The following is a 15,711-nucleotide window of genomic DNA, read 5'->3' on the forward strand; positions in this document are numbered from 1 at the left end:
TCCCAGGCCCCCGCCCCCGAGCGCCGTCGGCTCTTCGCCGATCTCACCCCGCTGCGGACCTCCGTCCACTACCGCCGCCTCTGGTTCGGCAGCACCGTCTCCTGGGTCGGGCAGGGGATGACATCGCTCGCCGTCTCCCTCCAGGTGTACGACATCACCCGGTCGCCCTTCTCCGTCGGGCTCGTCGGGCTGTTCTCGCTCGTCCCGCTCGTCGTCTTCGGGCTCTACGGCGGCGCCATCGCCGACACCGTCGACCGCCGCAAGCTCGGGCTCTACAGCGCCTGCGGTTCCGCCGCGCTCTCGGTCGCGCTCGCCACCGCCGCGTTCGCCGGGTTCCACCGGGTCTGGTTCCTCTACGGGATCGTCGCCCTGCAGGCCGTCTGTGCCGCGCTCAACTCGCCCGCCCGTTCCTCGATGATCCCCCGGCTCCTGCCGCCCGAGCAGCTGCGCGCCGCCAACGCGCTGAACTCGATGGTCACGACCTTCGGCATGCTCGTCGGGCCGAGCCTCGGCGGGCTGATCGTCGGGTTCGCCGGGTACCAGACCGCGTACCTCGTCGACGCCGTCGCCTTCGCCGCGAGCCTGTACGCGATGTGGCGGCTGCCGTCGATGCTCCCGGACCGGAAGGGGGGCGGTAAGCGGGCCTCCGTACTCGACGGGCTGCGGTTCCTCGCGACCCGTCCCAACCTCCGTATGACGTTCTTCTCGGACTTCTGCGCGATGATCCTCGCCCACCCCCGCGCCCTGTTCCCCGCCGTCGCCGTGCTCTGGTTCGGCGGCGACGCGAAGACCGCCGGACTCCTCGTCGCCGCGCCCGCGTTCGGGGCGCTGCTCGGCGGGGTGTTCTCCGGCTGGCAGGGACGCATCCGGCACCACGGGCAGGCGATCCTGATCGCCGTCGCCTGCTGGGGGACCGCCATCGCCGTCTTCGGGCTCACCCGGAACCTCTGGCCGGCGCTGCTCCTGCTCGCCCTCGCCGGCTACTCCGACACCGTCTCGATGATCTTCCGCAACACGATGATGCAGGTCGCGGCGCCGGACGAGATGCGCGGCCGGCTCCAGGGCGTGTTCATCGTGGTGGTCGCCGGCGGGCCCCGGCTCGGGGACTTCCTCGCGGGCTCCGTGGCCGATCTGACCTCGCCCGCGGTCGCCGTCACGGGCGGCGGAATCGCCTGTGTCGTCGCGGTCGGTGTCCTCGCCCTGTACGGGCGCGGTTTCCGCCGGTACGACGCGCTCGACCCGACTCCGTGAGCAATTCTCCCCGAACGGCACGTCCTGTTCTGGCGGTTGGCCGCCACGGCACATAACCGCCAGGACCGAACGGAGTCAACTCCCGTCCACCTGGCCAAGACTCCTCGCGGCACCCGGAAACACCCCCTACCCCGGGTCCACGAGGAGTTCGAACGATGACGTCGAGGACCACGCCCTTCGACAGAGGGAGGGCCGCGCTGATCGCCGCGGGCATCTCCCTCGTGATGCTCTCGGCCGGGCAGACCGCCGCCGCCGGGACCACCGCCTCAGCCGTACCGGACACCTTCAAGGGCGCGGCGGCGAGCACCACCGTCACCCTCGTCACCGGCGACCGCGTCACCCTCACCGACCTCGGCGGCGGGCAGCAGACCGTCACCGTCGACCGGGCCAAGGGCGCCACCGGCGCGATACGCAGCCAGATCGCCAATGGCCGGGTCACCGTCGTCCCCGACGAGGCCCGCCCCTACCTGGCCTCCGGCGCGCTCGACCCGCGCCTCTTCGACGTCACCGGCCTCGTCGAGCAGGGCATCACCGGCGACCTGCCGCTGATCGTCACCTACGGCGGCAAGGGCGCCCGTACCGCCGCGGCGACCCCGCGCGGTGCCGAGACCGTCCGCCCGCTGCCCAGCATCGGGGGCGCCGCCGTCACCGCCACCGACCCCGCCGCCTTCTGGCAGGGCTTCACCGCCGCCCCGGCCGCGCGGACCGCCGCCCCCGCCAAGGTCTGGCTCGACGGCCGGGTCAAGGCCGCCATGGCCGAGTCCAACGCGCAGATCGGCACCCCGAAGGCCTGGGAGGCCGGGCTCACCGGCAAGGGCGTGAAGGTCGCCGTCCTCGACACCGGCGCCGACCTCGCCCACCCCGACCTCGCGGGCCGGGTCACCGAGTCCAAGTCGTTCATCGCCGGCCAGGAGGTCGCCGACCGCAACGGCCACGGCACCCACGTCGCCTCCACCGTCGGCGGCAGCGGCGCCGGCTCCGACGGCAAGGAGAAGGGCGTCGCCCCCGGCGCCACCCTCGCCGTCGGCAAGGTCCTCAGCGACGAGGGCTCCGGCTCCGAGTCGGAGATCATCGCCGGCATGGAGTGGGCCGCCAAGGACATCGACGCGAAGATCGTCTCGATGAGCCTCGGCTCCCGCGAAGCCAGCGACGGCACCGACCCGATGGCCCAGGCCGTCAACACCCTCACCGCCGAGACCGGCGCCCTTTTTGTCATCGCCGCCGGCAACTCCGGCGCCCCCGGCTCCATCGGCTCGCCCGGCGCCGCCGACTCCGCCCTCACCATCGGCGCCGTCGACTCCGCCGACGAGGCCGCCTACTTCACGAGCCAGGGCCCCCGCTACGGCGACCAGGCCCTCAAGCCCGACCTGTCGGCGCCCGGCGTGGGCATCCTCGCCGCCCGCTCCCAGCTCGTCTCCGGCAGCGGCCTCTACACCTCCATGAGCGGTACGTCGATGGCGACCCCGCACGTCGCCGGTGTCGCCGCCCTGCTCGCCGAGCGGCACCCCGACTGGACCGGCGCCCAGCTCAAGAGCGCGTTGATGTCCTCGTCGAAGACGCTCGACGCCTCCTCGTACGCACTCGGCTCCGGCCGGGTCGACGTGGCCGCCGCGATCGCCGCGAACGTCACCGCGACCGGCTCCGCCGACCTCGGCTTCGTCGCCTGGCCGTACGAGTCGAACAAGCCGGTCACGAAGACCGTCACCTACACCAACTCCTCCGACGCCCCGGTCGAGCTGAACCTGGCCGTCGAGGGCATGCCGGCCGGTGTCGCCGCCCTCGCCGACACCGCCCTCACCGTCCCCGCCCACGGGACCGCGAGCACCACCGTCACCGGTGACGGTGCCAAGGCCCCCGTCGGCCAGTCCTCCGGCCGGGTCACCGCCACCGCCGCCGGCACCGTCGTCGCGCACACCGCGCTCGGCCTGGTGAAGGAGGAGGAGCGCTACACCCTCACCGTCCACGTCAAGGACCGCGACGGCGCCCCCACCCCCGCCTACCTGGGCGTGCAGCGGCTCACCCAGGGCGTCGACCCCTTCCCGGCCACGGTCGGCGAGTCCGGCACCCTCGAACTGCGCCTCAAGCCCGGCACGTACACCGTCGACACCTTCCTCGACGTCCGCGGCTCCCACGGCAAGGACTCCCTCGGCCTCGGCTTCCTCACCGCGCCGGAGATCACCCTCGACCGTGACCGCGAGATCACCCTCGACGGGCGGCAGCTCCGCGAGATCCGCGCCGAGGTCGAGAAGCGCACCGAGACCCGGCAGCTCCTGATGGAGTTCGACCGCGACGCCAACGGCGCCTCCTACGGCGGAGCCGTCCAGGTCCCGCCGATGTACGACTCGATCTTCGCGGCGCCCACCGCCAAGCCCGCCACCGGCACCTTCGAGTACCGGACCGTCTGGCGCCTCGGCAAGCCCATGCTGGAGGCGAGCGTCGACGGCACCCGTCTCTCCGAGGCCACCCCGCAGGGCGGCAGCACCCTCCTGGAGGGCGGCCACCGTCTCGGCGTCGTCGACGCGGGCACCGGAACCCCCGCCGAGTACACCGGCAAGAACGTCACCGGCAAGGCCGTCCTCGTCCGGCTGACCGCGGGCGCCGACCCGAAGCAGCTCGCCCAGAACGCCCAGGACGCGGGCGCCAAGGCCCTGTTCGTCACCGACGACCAGCCCGGCCGCCTGATGAAGTTCTTCGGCACCGCCGACTACGAGGACCGCCCGCTCGCCGTCGCCACCGTCAACACCGCCGACGCCCAGCGGCTCGCCACCGCCGCGGCCCGCGGCAAGCGCGTCGACCTGACCGGCACCCGCTTCACCCCCTTCACGTACGACCTCTCCGAGGGCCACCCCGGTGCCATCGGCAAGGACCTCGTCTTCCGGCCCGACGAGGACGAACTCGCCACCATCCGCTCCACCTTCTACGCGCCCACCAAGCGCAAGGAACTGGGCGGCGAGTTCCGCTACTCGATCACCGACACCTTCCCGATCGGCTTCGGCTTCAAGGAGTGGATCTCCTTCCCGGCCGAGCGCACCGAGTACGTCTCCACCGGCACCGGCCAGCGCTGGCACGAGTCCGTCGACCTCGGCGACTCCCTCGAACAGCGCGGCGGCACGCCGTCCTACCGGGGCGGCAGCCGGGTGGACCTCGACTGGTTCGGCCCCGTCTGGCACCCGTGGCTGGGCACCGGCCTCGGGTGGGGCCAGCAGCGCACCGGCAACGACCTGCGCTTCAACACCCCCGGCTGGGGCGACTCCGGCACCGACCACACCGGCTTCGGCAACGTGTGGAACGACGACTCGATGACCCAATACACCGAGGTGTACGTCAACGGCACCCGCGTCGACCGCAAGATGAGCTCCGGCGCCTACGCCTGGGACGCGCCGGCGGAGGAGTCGACCTACAAGGTCGTCACCGACACCGCGCTCGACCCGACGCGCTGGCGGCTCGCCGGCAAGGGCCACAGCGAGTGGACCTTCCGCTCCGCCGAGACCCCCGGTGACAAGGTCACGTACCTGCCGATGCTCAACCTCGGCTTCGACGTGGACACCGACATCAACGGTGACGTCCGCGCCGGACGCAAGCTTCCCGTCGGGATCTTCGCCGAGTACGTGGAGGGCGCGGCCGGCACCGGCACCATCACCGGCGGCACCCTGGAGGTCTCCTACGACGAGGGCAAGACCTGGACGAAGGTCGCCCTCAAGAAGTCGCGGCACGGCGCCGCCTGGGACGGCGAGCTGCGCGTCCCGTCCGGCGCGGCCTCCGTCTCGCTGCGGGCCGGGGCGAGCGACGACCGGGGCGGCTCGGTCACGCAGGAACTGATCCGCGCGGTGGGCGTGAAGTAGCCACGTAGCCACCTGTCAGCCGCGGATGTCCGGGCCCCCTCCTGCTCACTGCGGGAGGGGGCCCGGCTCCGTCCGCTCAACTACCGGCCTTCAAAGCCTTCTTGAGGACCTTGCCCATGTCGTTGCGGGGGAGGGCGTCGAGATGGCGCACCACCCGGGGCCGCTTGTGCGGGGCGAGCAGACTCGCGACGTGGTCGGCCAGCTCCTCCGCCGTCGGGGGCTTCTCCTTGTCCTCCGGCACCACCCAGGCCACGATCCGCTCGCCCAGGTCCGGGTCGGGCTCGCCGGTGACGGCCGCCTCGCGCACCCCGGGGTGGTCGAGGAGCGCGTTCTCGATCTCGCCCGCCCCGATCTTGTAGCCGCCGCTCTTGATCAGGTCGGTCGCCTTGCGGCCGACGATCCGCACCGCGCCGTCCGCCTCAAGGACCGCCATGTCGCCGGTGCGGAACCAGTCGCCGTCGAAGGCCGCGGCCGTCGCGTCGGGCCGGTTGAGGTAGCCGGAGAACAGGTTCGGGCCGCGCACCTGCACCTCGCCGACCGTCTCCCCGTCGAGCTCCTTCAGTACGGAGCCGTCCTCGTCGACGAGCCGCAGGTCCACGCCCGCGAGCGGGGGGCCGACGGTCCCGGGGCGCGGTTCGCTGCCCGGCCGGACGCCGGTGTTCATGAGCGTCTCCGTCATCCCGTACCGCTCCACGACCGTCCGGCCCGTCGCCGCCGCGATCCGCTCGTGGTCGTGGACCGGGAGCGCCGCGGACCCGGAGACGAGGAGCCGCGCCCCGGCCAGCGCCCGGACCAGCCCGGTGTCCTCGGCGAGCGCGTCCGCGAGCCGGTGGTACATGGTCGGTACGCCGAACAGCATCGTGCCGCCGCCTGCGCCGCCCAGCTCCCGCGTCACGCCCTCCACCGAGAACGCACCCAGGTGCCGGACCTCGCCGCCCCGGCGCAGCGGCCCCAGGATCCCGAGGATCAGCCCGTGCACATGGAACAGCGGCAGGGCGTGCACGAGGACGTCGTCTGCCGTCCACGACCAGGCCTCGGCGAGCGCGTCGAGCGAGGCGGCGATCGCCCGCCGGGACAGCAGGACACCCTTCGGCGGGCCGGTGGTGCCCGAGGTGTAGACGATCAGGGCGGGGGACTCGGCGTCGGCCGCCTCCGCGACCGGCGGGCCGCTCGCCGTCAGGTCCACGACGATCCGGGGGAGCCCGGCGAGGCCGGCGGGCAGCACGTCCTCGGCGCCGGTGAGCACGGCCGTGGGCTTGCTGTCGTCGAGGATGTGCGCCAGCTCGCGCTCGCCCGTCCGCGGATTGAGCGGCACGGCGGGCACGCCGGCGAGCAGGGCCCCGACGACCGCGACGGCCGTGTGCGCGGTCGGCGTGGCCCAGACGGCGACCCGCCCGGCACCCCCGATCCGGGCCGCCAGGGCACCGGCGGCCCGCGCCAGGTCCTCGTAGGTGAGGGTGTGGGGGCCGCAGCGGAGGGCGGGCCGGTCGGACGGACCGATCAATGCGGGAAAGAGCGCGGGCACCGGTGGTACTCCTCGGGGTCGGGGGTCTACCACCCCGCATTCTGCCGCCGCGCCGCCCCCGCGGTGAGCGATACCCCGACGAGACCGAATCCCTCCCCCACCCCGCCGCGGCGCCTCCGGTCCGCGCCCCGCCTGCGGCGCCTCCGCCGCCGCCCACGTTGTGGGCATCTGTTCCTCCCCCAGACTCCGTCCGGGGGGACCCCAGGGGCGGTGCCCACCCGCCGGGCGCGCGCCCCCGCCCGCCGCCCGCGCTGTGGGCTGCGGCGCCTCCGCCGCCCCCCGTTGTGGGCAACTGTTCCGCTGGGGCGGAACGGGTGGGCACAACGGAACGGCGCCCCGTGCCGGGCCCAGGCTGCCTGCGCCTTGACCCGCACCCTTGTGCACCGTGCTTGGTGGTGCGGGTCCAGGCACGAGGGGCGGAGGCGCCGCCGGAGGGCGCCGTCCCGTGTGCCCACCCGTCCCGCCCTGCGGGACGATTGCCCACACGGGGGGGTGAGTGGCGAAGGCGTGGCTCGTGCGGGCGGGCGCCGCCCTGCGGGACGATTGCCCACACGGCGGGTGGGGTGCGGTGGCGGGCGCAGCCCACGCGGGGGTGGGCGGCGGCCCGGCCCGCATCGGCAGGGGGCGCGGCGGCGCAGCCCGCGCGGGGGAGGGCGGCGGCTCGGCCCGCGCGGGGCCCGCGCGGAGGTGGTCTCAGGGGTGGGTCGCTGGGATCTGGGACGGGGTCGGCGTCGGGTTCTCGCCCTCCGGGCGGATTCCGCGCATGCGGCCCCACGCGTACACGCACCCCGCCAACGCCAGATCCGACAGCAGCATGAAGCCGATCGAGTACGACCCCTTCGCGCTGTAGATCGCGCCCATCACCAGCGGCGGCAGGAATCCGCCCAACCCGCCCATCGCACCGACGATCCCCGTCACACTGCCGACCTTCGCCTGCGGGGTCACCTGCGAGACCAGCGCGAACACCGAACCGCTCGCCGTGCCCAGACCCGCCGCCATGATCAGCAGGGCGATCGTGCCACCAGGGTTCAGCGGCGGGTCGAAGGCCTGGACGATCGCGAGGAGCGCCACCACGGCGAGCGCGACGGCCGTGACGAGCGCCGGATGGATCCGGTCCGAGAGCCAGCCGCCGATCGGCCGGAAGACGACGGTCACCAGCGCGAAACCGGCCGCCTTGGTACCCGCGTCCGTCGGATCGAGCTCGTACCAGGTCTTCAGATACGTCGGCAGATAGACGCCGAACGCCACGATGCCGCCGAAGCCGATCGCGTACAGCGCCGACAGCTCCCACGTCACCCGCAGCCGCCCCGCCGCGCCGAGCCGGGTCGCCAGGGAGGCGGTGGGCACGGGCCGGTCGGGCCGGTCGGTGATGAGGAACGCCGCGACCACCGCGTACGCCGCGAGCGCGATCGCCACCACGATGAACGGCAGGTTCTCGCCGTGCTTCGCGATGCGCGGGGTGAAGTAGCCGGAGAGCGCCACACCGCCCATGCCCATGCCGAACACGCCGAGCGCCAGACCGCGCTTCTCGGGCGGGAACCAGGAGTTGACCAGCGGGATGCCGATCGCGAACGTCGTGCCGCCGAGGCCGAGGAGGAAGGCGACGACCAGCAGCAGGCCGTAGTTGTCCTTGACCACGACGAGCAGCAGGACGGGGATGATCGTCAGCGCCGAGACCAGGGGGAACATCAGCTTCGCGCCGTACCGGTCGGTCAGCGCGCCGGCCGGGATGCGGCCGAGCGAGCCGACGAGGACGGGGACCGCGACGAGCAGCGACTGCTCGAAGGAGCTGAGTTCGAGCCGGTCGCCGTACCAGCTGGCGAGGGGCGCGATCAGGTCCCACGCCCAGAAGGTGAGCGTGAAGCCGATGGTGGCCGTCACCAGGTTGCGGTAGGCCGCCGCGTTCGGGGGCTTGGTCTCGGTGTCCACGCCTCCAGTCAAGATCGGGGCGGGGTGGGCGGCGCGCGGGACTGCTCCGGACGAGTGTCTCCATGCGGGTGTCTCCGTACGGGTGTCCTCGGTCGGGCATCCCTGGACGGGCATCCCCGTACCGGGACCTACGGCCAGGTCACCGTCGTCGGCGGAGTGCCGTCGTCCGTGACCCGCAGCCCGGCCCCCTCGTCCCCGACCGACACCTCCACGGTCAGCGCGCCGATCCCCGACCGCCGGTGCGCCGCCGCGAGCGCCCCGCGCAGGGTGGCCAGGAGTCTGCCGGCCGTCTCCTCGTCGATGAGGGTGTCGACGGCTCCGGCGAAGTGCACGGACGGCTGGAAGCCGAGCAGGACCGCCGCCCCGCCGGTCTCCCGCAGCACCTTCCCGCGGAAGGACGTCGGGGCGTCCGCCGGGGGCTGCTGGAGCGCGAAGATGGTCGTACGGACCTCCTGGATCGTGGAGTCCAGCTCGTCCACCGCCCGCCCGAGCAGTGCGTTGTCCTCGGCGGAGTCGACCGCCCGCCGCCGGGTGGACTCCAGCATCATCTCCGTGGCGAACAGACGCTGGACGACCAGGTCGTGCAGATCGCGGGCGATCCGGTCCCGGTCCTCGTACACCGCGAGCCGCTCCCTGTCGTGGCGCGCGTCGGCGAGGACCAGCGCGAGCGCCGCCTGCGAGGCGAACTGCGAGGCGAGGAGCCGGTCGACGGCCGTGTACGGCCGGTCGCCGCGCCGCCGGGGGAGGGCGAGCGTGCCGATGAGCTTCCCGCCGCTCTGCAGCGGCAGCATCATCGACGGCCCGAAGCGGGACCGGACAGGGGTGGTCATCCGGGGGTCCGTCGCCGAGTCCTCGATGAACACGGGTTCCCCGCCGAGGAGCTGGACGAGCACGGGGGAGCCGGGCGCGATCGCCGTCCCCACCAGATCGCCCGGGTCGTCCGTCGTCGAGGCGGCGACGATCTCCATCCCGCCCTCAGGGGTGGGCTGGAGGACGACTCCGGCCGAGGCGCCGGCGAGGATACGGGCCTGCTCGGCGACGGTCGTCAGCGCGTTCTCGGCGGACGCGCCGGTCAGCAGGGCCGTGGTCACCGCCGCCGCGCCCTCGATCCAGCGCTCGCGCTGCCGGGCGGTCTCGTACAGCCGGGCGTTGCCGATGGCGATGCCGGCCTGCGAGGCGAGGACCCGGAGCAGGGAGAGGTCCTCCTCGGTGAAGCCGCCCTCGCGCTTCTCGGTGAGGTACAGATTGCCGAAGACCTCGGTGTGGACCCGGATGGGGACGCCGAGGAAGGAGTGCATCTCCGGGTGCCCCTCGGGTACGCCGGAGGAGCGCGGATCGGCCGTCAGGTCGTCGATCCGCAGCGGCCGCCGGTCCTGGACCAGGACACCGAGCAGCCCGGTGTGGCCGTCGGGGAGGCCCCCGACGCGCCGCCGCTCCTCGTCCGTCATGCCGGCGGTGAAGAGCTCGGTGACGCGGCGGCGCTCGGGGTCGACGACCCCGAGCGCGCCGTAGCGGGCCCCGGTGAGCTCGGCGGCGGAGTCCACGACGTGCTGGAGGGTGGTGCGGAGTTCGAGGTCCGTGCCGACACTGAGGACGGCTTCGAGCAGCATGGGCAGGCGGGGCGCATCCTCGTCCGTGTCCCCGTCCCTCTCCTCGTCCATGATCGTCATGGTCTCATTGTCGTACGAATCATTCGGTTTCGCGGGATGTGTCCGATCGGCACTCAGTCCTCTTGGTGCTCAGCCTCTCGGTGCTCAGCCCTCTCGGTACTCAGTCCTCGTCGGTCAGCGGGTTCCGCTCCGACAGGGGATCGAGGACCATCGGCTGGACCTTGCCCTCCAGCATCGCGCCGAGTCCCAGGACCGCGCAGACGTCGGGCCGTTCGGCGATGTGGACCGGCATGCCGGTCGCCTCGCGCAGCATCTGGTCGAGCCCCGGCAGCAGGGCGCTGCCGCCGACCATCATGATTCCGCGGTCCGCGAGGTCGGCCACCAGGTCCGGCGGGCAGTCCCGCAGCACCTTTCCGATGCCGTCGAGGACCGCCGTCAGCGGGGTGTGGATGGCCTCCCGCACGGCGGCGGTGTCGACGGTCACCGAGCGGGCCAGGCCCGTGGCGACGTCGCGGCCGTGGATCTCGGTCCAGGCCGGACCGTGGGGCGTCAGGCCGTTGCCGCTGAGGGCGAGTTGCAGCGGGCGGACCGACTGGCTCGGCAGCATCAGCTCGTGGTGGTGGCGCAGGTGCTGGATGACGGCGTGGTCGATGGCGTTGCCGCCCACCGGCATGCGCTCCGCCGTGACGATCGAACCGAGCGAGAGCACCGCGACCTGCGTGGTCGCCGCCCCGCACACCAGGATCATGGTGGCGGTCGGCTGCTCGACCGGCAGGCCGCAGCCGACGGCCGCCGCGATCAGCGTGTCGACCAGCTCGACGCGGCGGGCCCCGAGACCGACGAGGGTCTCCACGGCGGCGCGCTGGGCGAGCGGGTCGCTGTCGTGCGGGGTGCAGGCGGCGGCGCGCAGCCGGGGCTTGCGGCGGAGCTGACGGCGCAGCTTCTCGCCGAGGAGGTGACGGAGCATGCGCTGCGCCATCTCGATGTCGACGACCGTGCCGCCCGAGACGGGGCGGACGACCCGGATGTAGTCGGGGGTGCGGCCGGTCATCTTCTCGGCCAGCGCGCCGACGGCGATCAGCGCTCCGGTGCGGGTGTTGACGGCGGCGACGCTCGGCTCGTCGACGACGAGTCCGGCGCCCTTGACGAAGACCCGGGTGCGGGCGGCACCCAGGTCGACGGCGACATGGCAACGACGCAGCTGCTCAAGGCTGACGGTCACGGCGGATCCTCCGGAGTGCGGTGCTGGCACGGGCGAGGTGGGTTCGCGTTACGCGTTCCTCCTGGAATCGTCCGGCCGTTCGGGGCGCGGCGCGCGCTGGGCTGAGCCGCCCGGGGCCCGCTCCGGCGGGCCCGGCAGGACGTACCGAAGCGGGAGAATCACGACGCACCGCCGACGACCTGCGGTTTCCTCACAGAATCCTCACTTCCGCGCCTACCTGTGGCCGTACCCGGCCGCATAGCCTGCGGGCCCCATGGACTACTGCCAAGCGTGCCGGCGGCATCTCAACGGGGCCCTCGCCTGTGCCGGGTGCGGGACTCCCGTCGAGGAACTGCGGTACGAGACCCCCCACATACCCGGCCGGCCGGCCGAGCCCGTCCAGGCGTTCCCGTCGGCCCAGCCGGTGCGGCCCGCCGGGGCCGGGCCCGAGTACGGAGCCGGGTCCGAGTACGGCGCCGGGCACGCGTACGGCGCGGGGCACGAGACCGGCCCCGGGCACGAGACCGGTGCCGGGCACGCGTACGCGCCGGCGACCGATCACGTCTACGAACTCGACGTCCTCGAACCGCCCCGCCCGGCCCCCGGTGGCCGCCGCGCCGCCCGCGGTGCCGCACGGGGCCGGTCCGCCGACCGGGGCCGCGCCGCCGCGCGCAAGGGCGGCCGCCGCGGGCGGAGCCGCCGGGGCCGTACGGTCCTGGTGGGAACCCTCGGCCTGGTGCTCGCGGCCGCGTCGCTGAGCATGGCCCGGCTCGCCATGGAGGAACCGGATCGGGCGGGCGCAGCCACGGCGGTGGAGGAACTCGACGTCACCGAGTCCCCGCTGGCCCCGGAGCCCGTCGAGACCACCGCCGTCCCGGACGGCGGCAACCCGTCGCCGGTCACGTCCGCACCGACCCGCCCCCGCCAGGTGAGCGCGGACACGAGCACCGGCCCGGGCGCGGGTTCAGGATCGGGTACGGGCTCCGGTACGGGTACGGGCTCGGGCTCGGGTACGGGAGCGGGGACGGGCCCCGGCACGGGGAGCGGGGACGGGGGCGCCCCGGAGCAGTCGTCGACGCCCACCGATCCGGTGACCCGGCCCGCGACCCCCACCGCGACCTCGTCGGCCACGAAGCCCCAGACGCCTCCGTCCGGCACGCCCACCGCCACCGGTCCGACCCCGTCGAGCACGGCCACGACCGCCACTCCCACCCCCACGCCGACCCCGACCCCGAGCCCGACCGAGGAGTGCACCCCGTTCCTCTGGTGGTGCGTCTGACCCGCGGCTGCCCGTCGGAGGCCCGTCGGCCGGTGTGAGCCGGCGTCAGTCCGCCTCGGGCCTGCCGAACTCCTCGATCAGGACCGGGTACTGCTCGCCGCCGTGGCCTGCGGCGATCGCGCGGTCGGCCATCGCCTTGAACAGCTTCGGGAGTTCGGCGTTGACGCCCAGTGCCTCGCTCTCCCCGATCAGGTGCTCCATCGCCCGCGCGTCGGTCTCCAGGGCCGACACCTCGGCCGGGAAGGAGCCGGCGTCGATCTGCTCGGCGTACCCCGGGAGCCAGTCGGCGACCCCGGCGGCGATCTGCCGGGCGAACGGCGCGTACGTGGCCGCGTCGACGCCCGCCTTCCTCAGCATGGCCGTGCCCTGGAGCCAGGCGTTCAGGACGCTCCACATCATGGCCAGGCCGGCCACGTCGTACAGGGACGCGAGCCCGTGGTCCTCGCCGAGATGGGTGACGGTGCCGAGCGCTTCGAGGGTGGGGCCGTGGGCGTCGAAGTCCGCCTTGGGGCCGCTGTGCAGGATGACCGCCTCGGCGGTGCCGATCACCGGCGGGACGGCCATGACGGCGCCGTCCAGGTAGCGGGCGCCGCGCCGTTCGGCCCAGCGGGCGGCTTCGCGGGCCTGCGTCGAGTCGCCCGAGGTCAGGTTGACCAGGGTCGTGCCGTCGAGCTTCACGTCGTCCGCGTCGAGCAGCTCGTGCACGGCGTCGTAGTCGGTGAGGCAGACGATCGTCAGGGGGCTCGCGTCGAGCGCGGCGCCGATCGAGGGCGCCAGGTGCGCGCCCTCGGCCACCAGGGCGGCGGCCTTGGAACTCGTACGGTTCCACACGGTGGTGGGGTGTCCGGCCCCGAGGAAGGCGCCGGCGAGCGCCTGGCCCATCAGGCCGAGTCCGATGACGGTCACGGGGGCGGTGGCGGATGCGTTCACAGGTGCGGCTGTTCTGTCGGTCATGGCAGCATCGTGAACGTTGATACCGGTGTGAAGGTCAAGCGCGCGCGTGAGCGGGCGAGGGTGAGGTCGCTGTGCGGATCGGGGAGTTAAGCCGTCGGACGGGTGTCCACACCCATCAGTTGCGCTACTACGAGGCCCAGGGCCTCCTGGAGGCCGACCGCGGCTCCAACGGATACCGGGAGTACGACGAGAGCGCCGTGCTGCGGGTGCGGCAGATCCGGCATCTGCTCGGCGCGGGGCTGTCCTCGGAGGACATCGCGTACCTGCTGCCGTGCGCGGTCGGCGAGGTCCCGGAGCTGGCCGGCTGCCCCGAGCTGGTGGCCGCCATGCGGTCGCGGATGGGGCGGATCGACGACCAGATGGAGCGGCTGGCCCGGTCCCGCGACGCGCTCGCCGGCTACATCGACGCGGCCGAGCGCATGGGTGCCGAGAACTATCCGCCCTTCGACGGCTCCGACCGGGAGTCCGTCCCCGTCTGAGAGGCGAGGCCCGAGCGCCGGCCCACGGGCGCGCCAGGCCCCAGTCGCGAGGCTTTCCGCGCGGCTCTAGACGTCCGGCTGGACGCCGAGCATCCGCTTCAGCAGGTCCCGCAGCAGGGTCCGCTCGGCCTCGGTCAGCTCGCCGAGCGGCTCGCGCGCGAAGTCCAGGGACTCGCGCAGCCGGTGGGCCGTCGCGCGGCCCTCCTCCGTGGGGACGGCCAGTTTGACGCGGCGGTCCGCCGGGTCGGGCCGGCGTTCCACCAGGCCACGGGCCTCCAGTCGGTCCACGATCCCGGTGATGTTGGACGGCTCGCACTTCAGCTTCTGGGCGATGCGGCGCATCGGCAGCGGATCAAGCGAGAGCAGGCCGAGGACACGGGCCTGCGCGCCGGTCAGCATGTGCTGCGCGGCGGCCTGCTCGTACTCCTCGTAGTAGCGCGCGACGACCGTGCCGATCAGTTCGACGACTTCGAGGGTCACGGGGTCCGTGCGTGGGGTGGCCATGCCCTCCATCCTACCCAGATACTTGACAACATAAAATATCTAGGTGCATGGTTGTTTCAGGTAGTGAATCTTTTGTGATCTGAAGCTTTTCGTACGTTCTCTGGAGGCCGTGCTCATGTCCGTTCTTCCCGCGTCCAGCCGTGAGTGGCATCTCGTCGCCCGTCCGCACGGCTGGCCGACCCCCGCGGACTTCGCGCTCCGTGAGACCCCCGTCACCGAGCCCGCCGAGGGCCGGATCCTGGTCAAGAACCTGCACTTCTCGGTCGACCCGTACATGCGCGGCCGGATGAACGACGTGAAGTCGTACATCCCGCCGTTCAAGCTCGACCACCCCATGGACGGCGGCGCGGTCGGCGAGGTCATCGCCTCGAACGCCGAGGGCTTCGCCGTCGGCGACCACGTCCTGCACGGCCTCGGCTGGCGCGAGTACGCCGACGTCCCGGCCCAGCACGCCACCAAGGTCGACCCCGCGCTCGCCCCCCTCTCCGCCTACCTCGGCGTCCTCGGCATGACCGGCCTCACCGCCTACGCCGGCCTCTTCGACGTCGCCTCCTTCAAGGAGGGCGACGCGGTCTTCGTCTCCGGCGCCGCCGGTGCCGTCGGCAGCCAGGTCGGCCAGATGGCGCGCCTCAAGGGCGCCTCCCGCGTGATCGGCTCGGCCGGCTCCGACGAGAAGGTCAAGTTCCTCGTCGAGGAGCTCGGCTTCGACGCCGCGTTCAACTACAAGAACGGCCCGGTCAAGGACCAGCTCCGCGAGGCCGCACCGGACGGCATCGACGTCTACTTCGACAACGTCGGCGGCGACCACCTCGAAGCCGCGATCTCCTCGCTCAACGTGCACGGCCGCGCCACCATCTGCGGCATGATCGCCCAGTACAACGACACCGAGCCGGTCGCCGGACCGCGCAACATGGCGATGATCATCGGCAAGCGGCTCCGTCTCCAGGGCGTCCTCGTCGGCGACCACTACGGCCTCCAGCAGCAGTTCGTCCAGGAGGTCGGCGGCTGGCTCGCGGCGGGCGAGCTGAAGCACCGCGAGACCTTCGTCGAGGGCATCGAGAACGGCGTGGACGCCTTCCTCGGACTGCTCCGCGGTGACAACACCGGAAAGATGATCGTCTCGGTGACCGGTTAGTC

Annotated in this window: 11 protein-coding genes; 5 read left to right on the forward strand and 6 right to left on the reverse strand. The window is 73.1% G+C overall.

Annotated elements, in window-relative coordinates; translation table 11 throughout:
• The first annotated feature begins 51 nt into the window (after nucleotides 1-51).
• Together E0F75_RS31185 and E0F75_RS31190 are read left to right on the forward strand one after the other, a co-directional pair.
• The gene (locus E0F75_RS31185; RefSeq protein ID WP_229314354.1) at nucleotides 52-1,251 is read left to right on the forward strand and encodes an MFS transporter; all 1,200 of its coding nucleotides are present in this window, start codon (nucleotides 52-54) and stop codon (nucleotides 1,249-1,251) included.
• Between the two features lie 155 nt (nucleotides 1,252-1,406).
• Complete coding sequence (locus tag E0F75_RS31190) at nucleotides 1,407-5,093, forward strand: S8 family serine peptidase (RefSeq protein ID WP_229314304.1); 3,687 nt, start codon at nucleotides 1,407-1,409, stop codon at nucleotides 5,091-5,093.
• A 76-nt stretch (nucleotides 5,094-5,169) separates the two neighbouring features.
• Here the strand turns inward: E0F75_RS31190 and E0F75_RS31195 are convergent, their stop codons facing one another.
• From E0F75_RS31195 to E0F75_RS31210, 4 genes are all read right to left on the reverse strand, one after another.
• Nucleotides 5,170-6,618 (reverse strand): acyl-CoA synthetase, encoded by a 1,449-nt coding sequence (locus E0F75_RS31195; protein ID WP_229314305.1) that lies wholly within the window; start codon nucleotides 6,616-6,618, stop codon nucleotides 5,170-5,172.
• Nucleotides 6,619-7,311: 693 nt separating this feature from the next.
• The gene (locus E0F75_RS31200; protein ID WP_229314306.1) at nucleotides 7,312-8,547 is read right to left on the reverse strand and encodes a nitrate/nitrite transporter; all 1,236 of its coding nucleotides are present in this window, start codon (nucleotides 8,545-8,547) and stop codon (nucleotides 7,312-7,314) included.
• A 128-nt stretch (nucleotides 8,548-8,675) separates the two neighbouring features.
• Nucleotides 8,676-10,217: a GAF domain-containing protein gene (locus E0F75_RS31205; protein ID WP_229314307.1), complete on the reverse strand. Its 1,542-nt coding sequence runs from the start codon at nucleotides 10,215-10,217 to the stop codon at nucleotides 8,676-8,678.
• 100 nt (nucleotides 10,218-10,317) lie between these two features.
• Complete coding sequence (locus tag E0F75_RS31210) at nucleotides 10,318-11,379, reverse strand: rod shape-determining protein (protein WP_229314308.1); 1,062 nt, start codon at nucleotides 11,377-11,379, stop codon at nucleotides 10,318-10,320.
• 253 nt (nucleotides 11,380-11,632) lie between these two features.
• Here E0F75_RS31210 and E0F75_RS31215 point away from each other — a divergent pair, with 253 nt between their 5' ends.
• Nucleotides 11,633-12,637 carry a hypothetical protein gene (locus E0F75_RS31215; RefSeq protein ID WP_229314309.1) on the forward strand — a complete coding sequence of 335 codons (1,005 nt, stop codon included), beginning with the start codon at nucleotides 11,633-11,635 and terminating at the stop codon, nucleotides 12,635-12,637.
• 45 nt (nucleotides 12,638-12,682) lie between these two features.
• On the opposite strand, the gene E0F75_RS31220 is transcribed toward E0F75_RS31215, so the two are convergent.
• Nucleotides 12,683-13,591, reverse strand: a complete 909-nt coding sequence (locus E0F75_RS31220; RefSeq protein WP_229314310.1) for an NAD(P)-dependent oxidoreductase — start codon at nucleotides 13,589-13,591, stop codon at nucleotides 12,683-12,685.
• 71 nt (nucleotides 13,592-13,662) lie between these two features.
• On the opposite strand from E0F75_RS31220, the gene E0F75_RS31225 reads away from it, so the two are divergent.
• Complete coding sequence (locus E0F75_RS31225; RefSeq protein ID WP_229314311.1) at nucleotides 13,663-14,070, forward strand: MerR family transcriptional regulator; 408 nt, start codon at nucleotides 13,663-13,665, stop codon at nucleotides 14,068-14,070.
• A 66-nt stretch (nucleotides 14,071-14,136) separates the two neighbouring features.
• On the opposite strand, the gene E0F75_RS31230 is transcribed toward E0F75_RS31225, so the two are convergent.
• The gene (locus E0F75_RS31230; protein ID WP_229314312.1) at nucleotides 14,137-14,574 is read right to left on the reverse strand and encodes a MarR family winged helix-turn-helix transcriptional regulator; all 438 of its coding nucleotides are present in this window, start codon (nucleotides 14,572-14,574) and stop codon (nucleotides 14,137-14,139) included.
• A 115-nt stretch (nucleotides 14,575-14,689) separates the two neighbouring features.
• Between E0F75_RS31230 and E0F75_RS31235 the strand changes: the two genes are divergently transcribed.
• The gene (locus E0F75_RS31235; RefSeq protein ID WP_229314313.1) at nucleotides 14,690-15,709 is read left to right on the forward strand and encodes an NADP-dependent oxidoreductase; all 1,020 of its coding nucleotides are present in this window, start codon (nucleotides 14,690-14,692) and stop codon (nucleotides 15,707-15,709) included.
• Nucleotides 15,710-15,711 lie beyond the last annotated feature (2 nt).

It is taken from the genome of Streptomyces sp. CB02980 (genome assembly GCF_014451325.2).
GTDB lineage: Bacteria > Actinomycetota > Actinomycetes > Streptomycetales > Streptomycetaceae > Streptomyces.

Coding starts and splice junctions, on each gene's coding strand:
- E0F75_RS31190 (WP_229314304.1), top strand. CDS start 1,407: ATGACGTCGAGGACCACGCCCTTCGACAGAGGGAGGGCCGCGCTGATC.
- E0F75_RS31205 (WP_229314307.1), bottom strand. CDS start 10,217: ATGACGATCATGGACGAGGAGAGGGACGGGGACACGGACGAGGATGCG.
- E0F75_RS31215 (WP_229314309.1), top strand. CDS start 11,633: ATGGACTACTGCCAAGCGTGCCGGCGGCATCTCAACGGGGCCCTCGCC.
- E0F75_RS31220 (WP_229314310.1), bottom strand. CDS start 13,591: ATGACCGACAGAACAGCCGCACCTGTGAACGCATCCGCCACCGCCCCC.
- E0F75_RS31230 (WP_229314312.1), bottom strand. CDS start 14,574: ATGGCCACCCCACGCACGGACCCCGTGACCCTCGAAGTCGTCGAACTG.
- E0F75_RS31235 (WP_229314313.1), top strand. CDS start 14,690: ATGTCCGTTCTTCCCGCGTCCAGCCGTGAGTGGCATCTCGTCGCCCGT.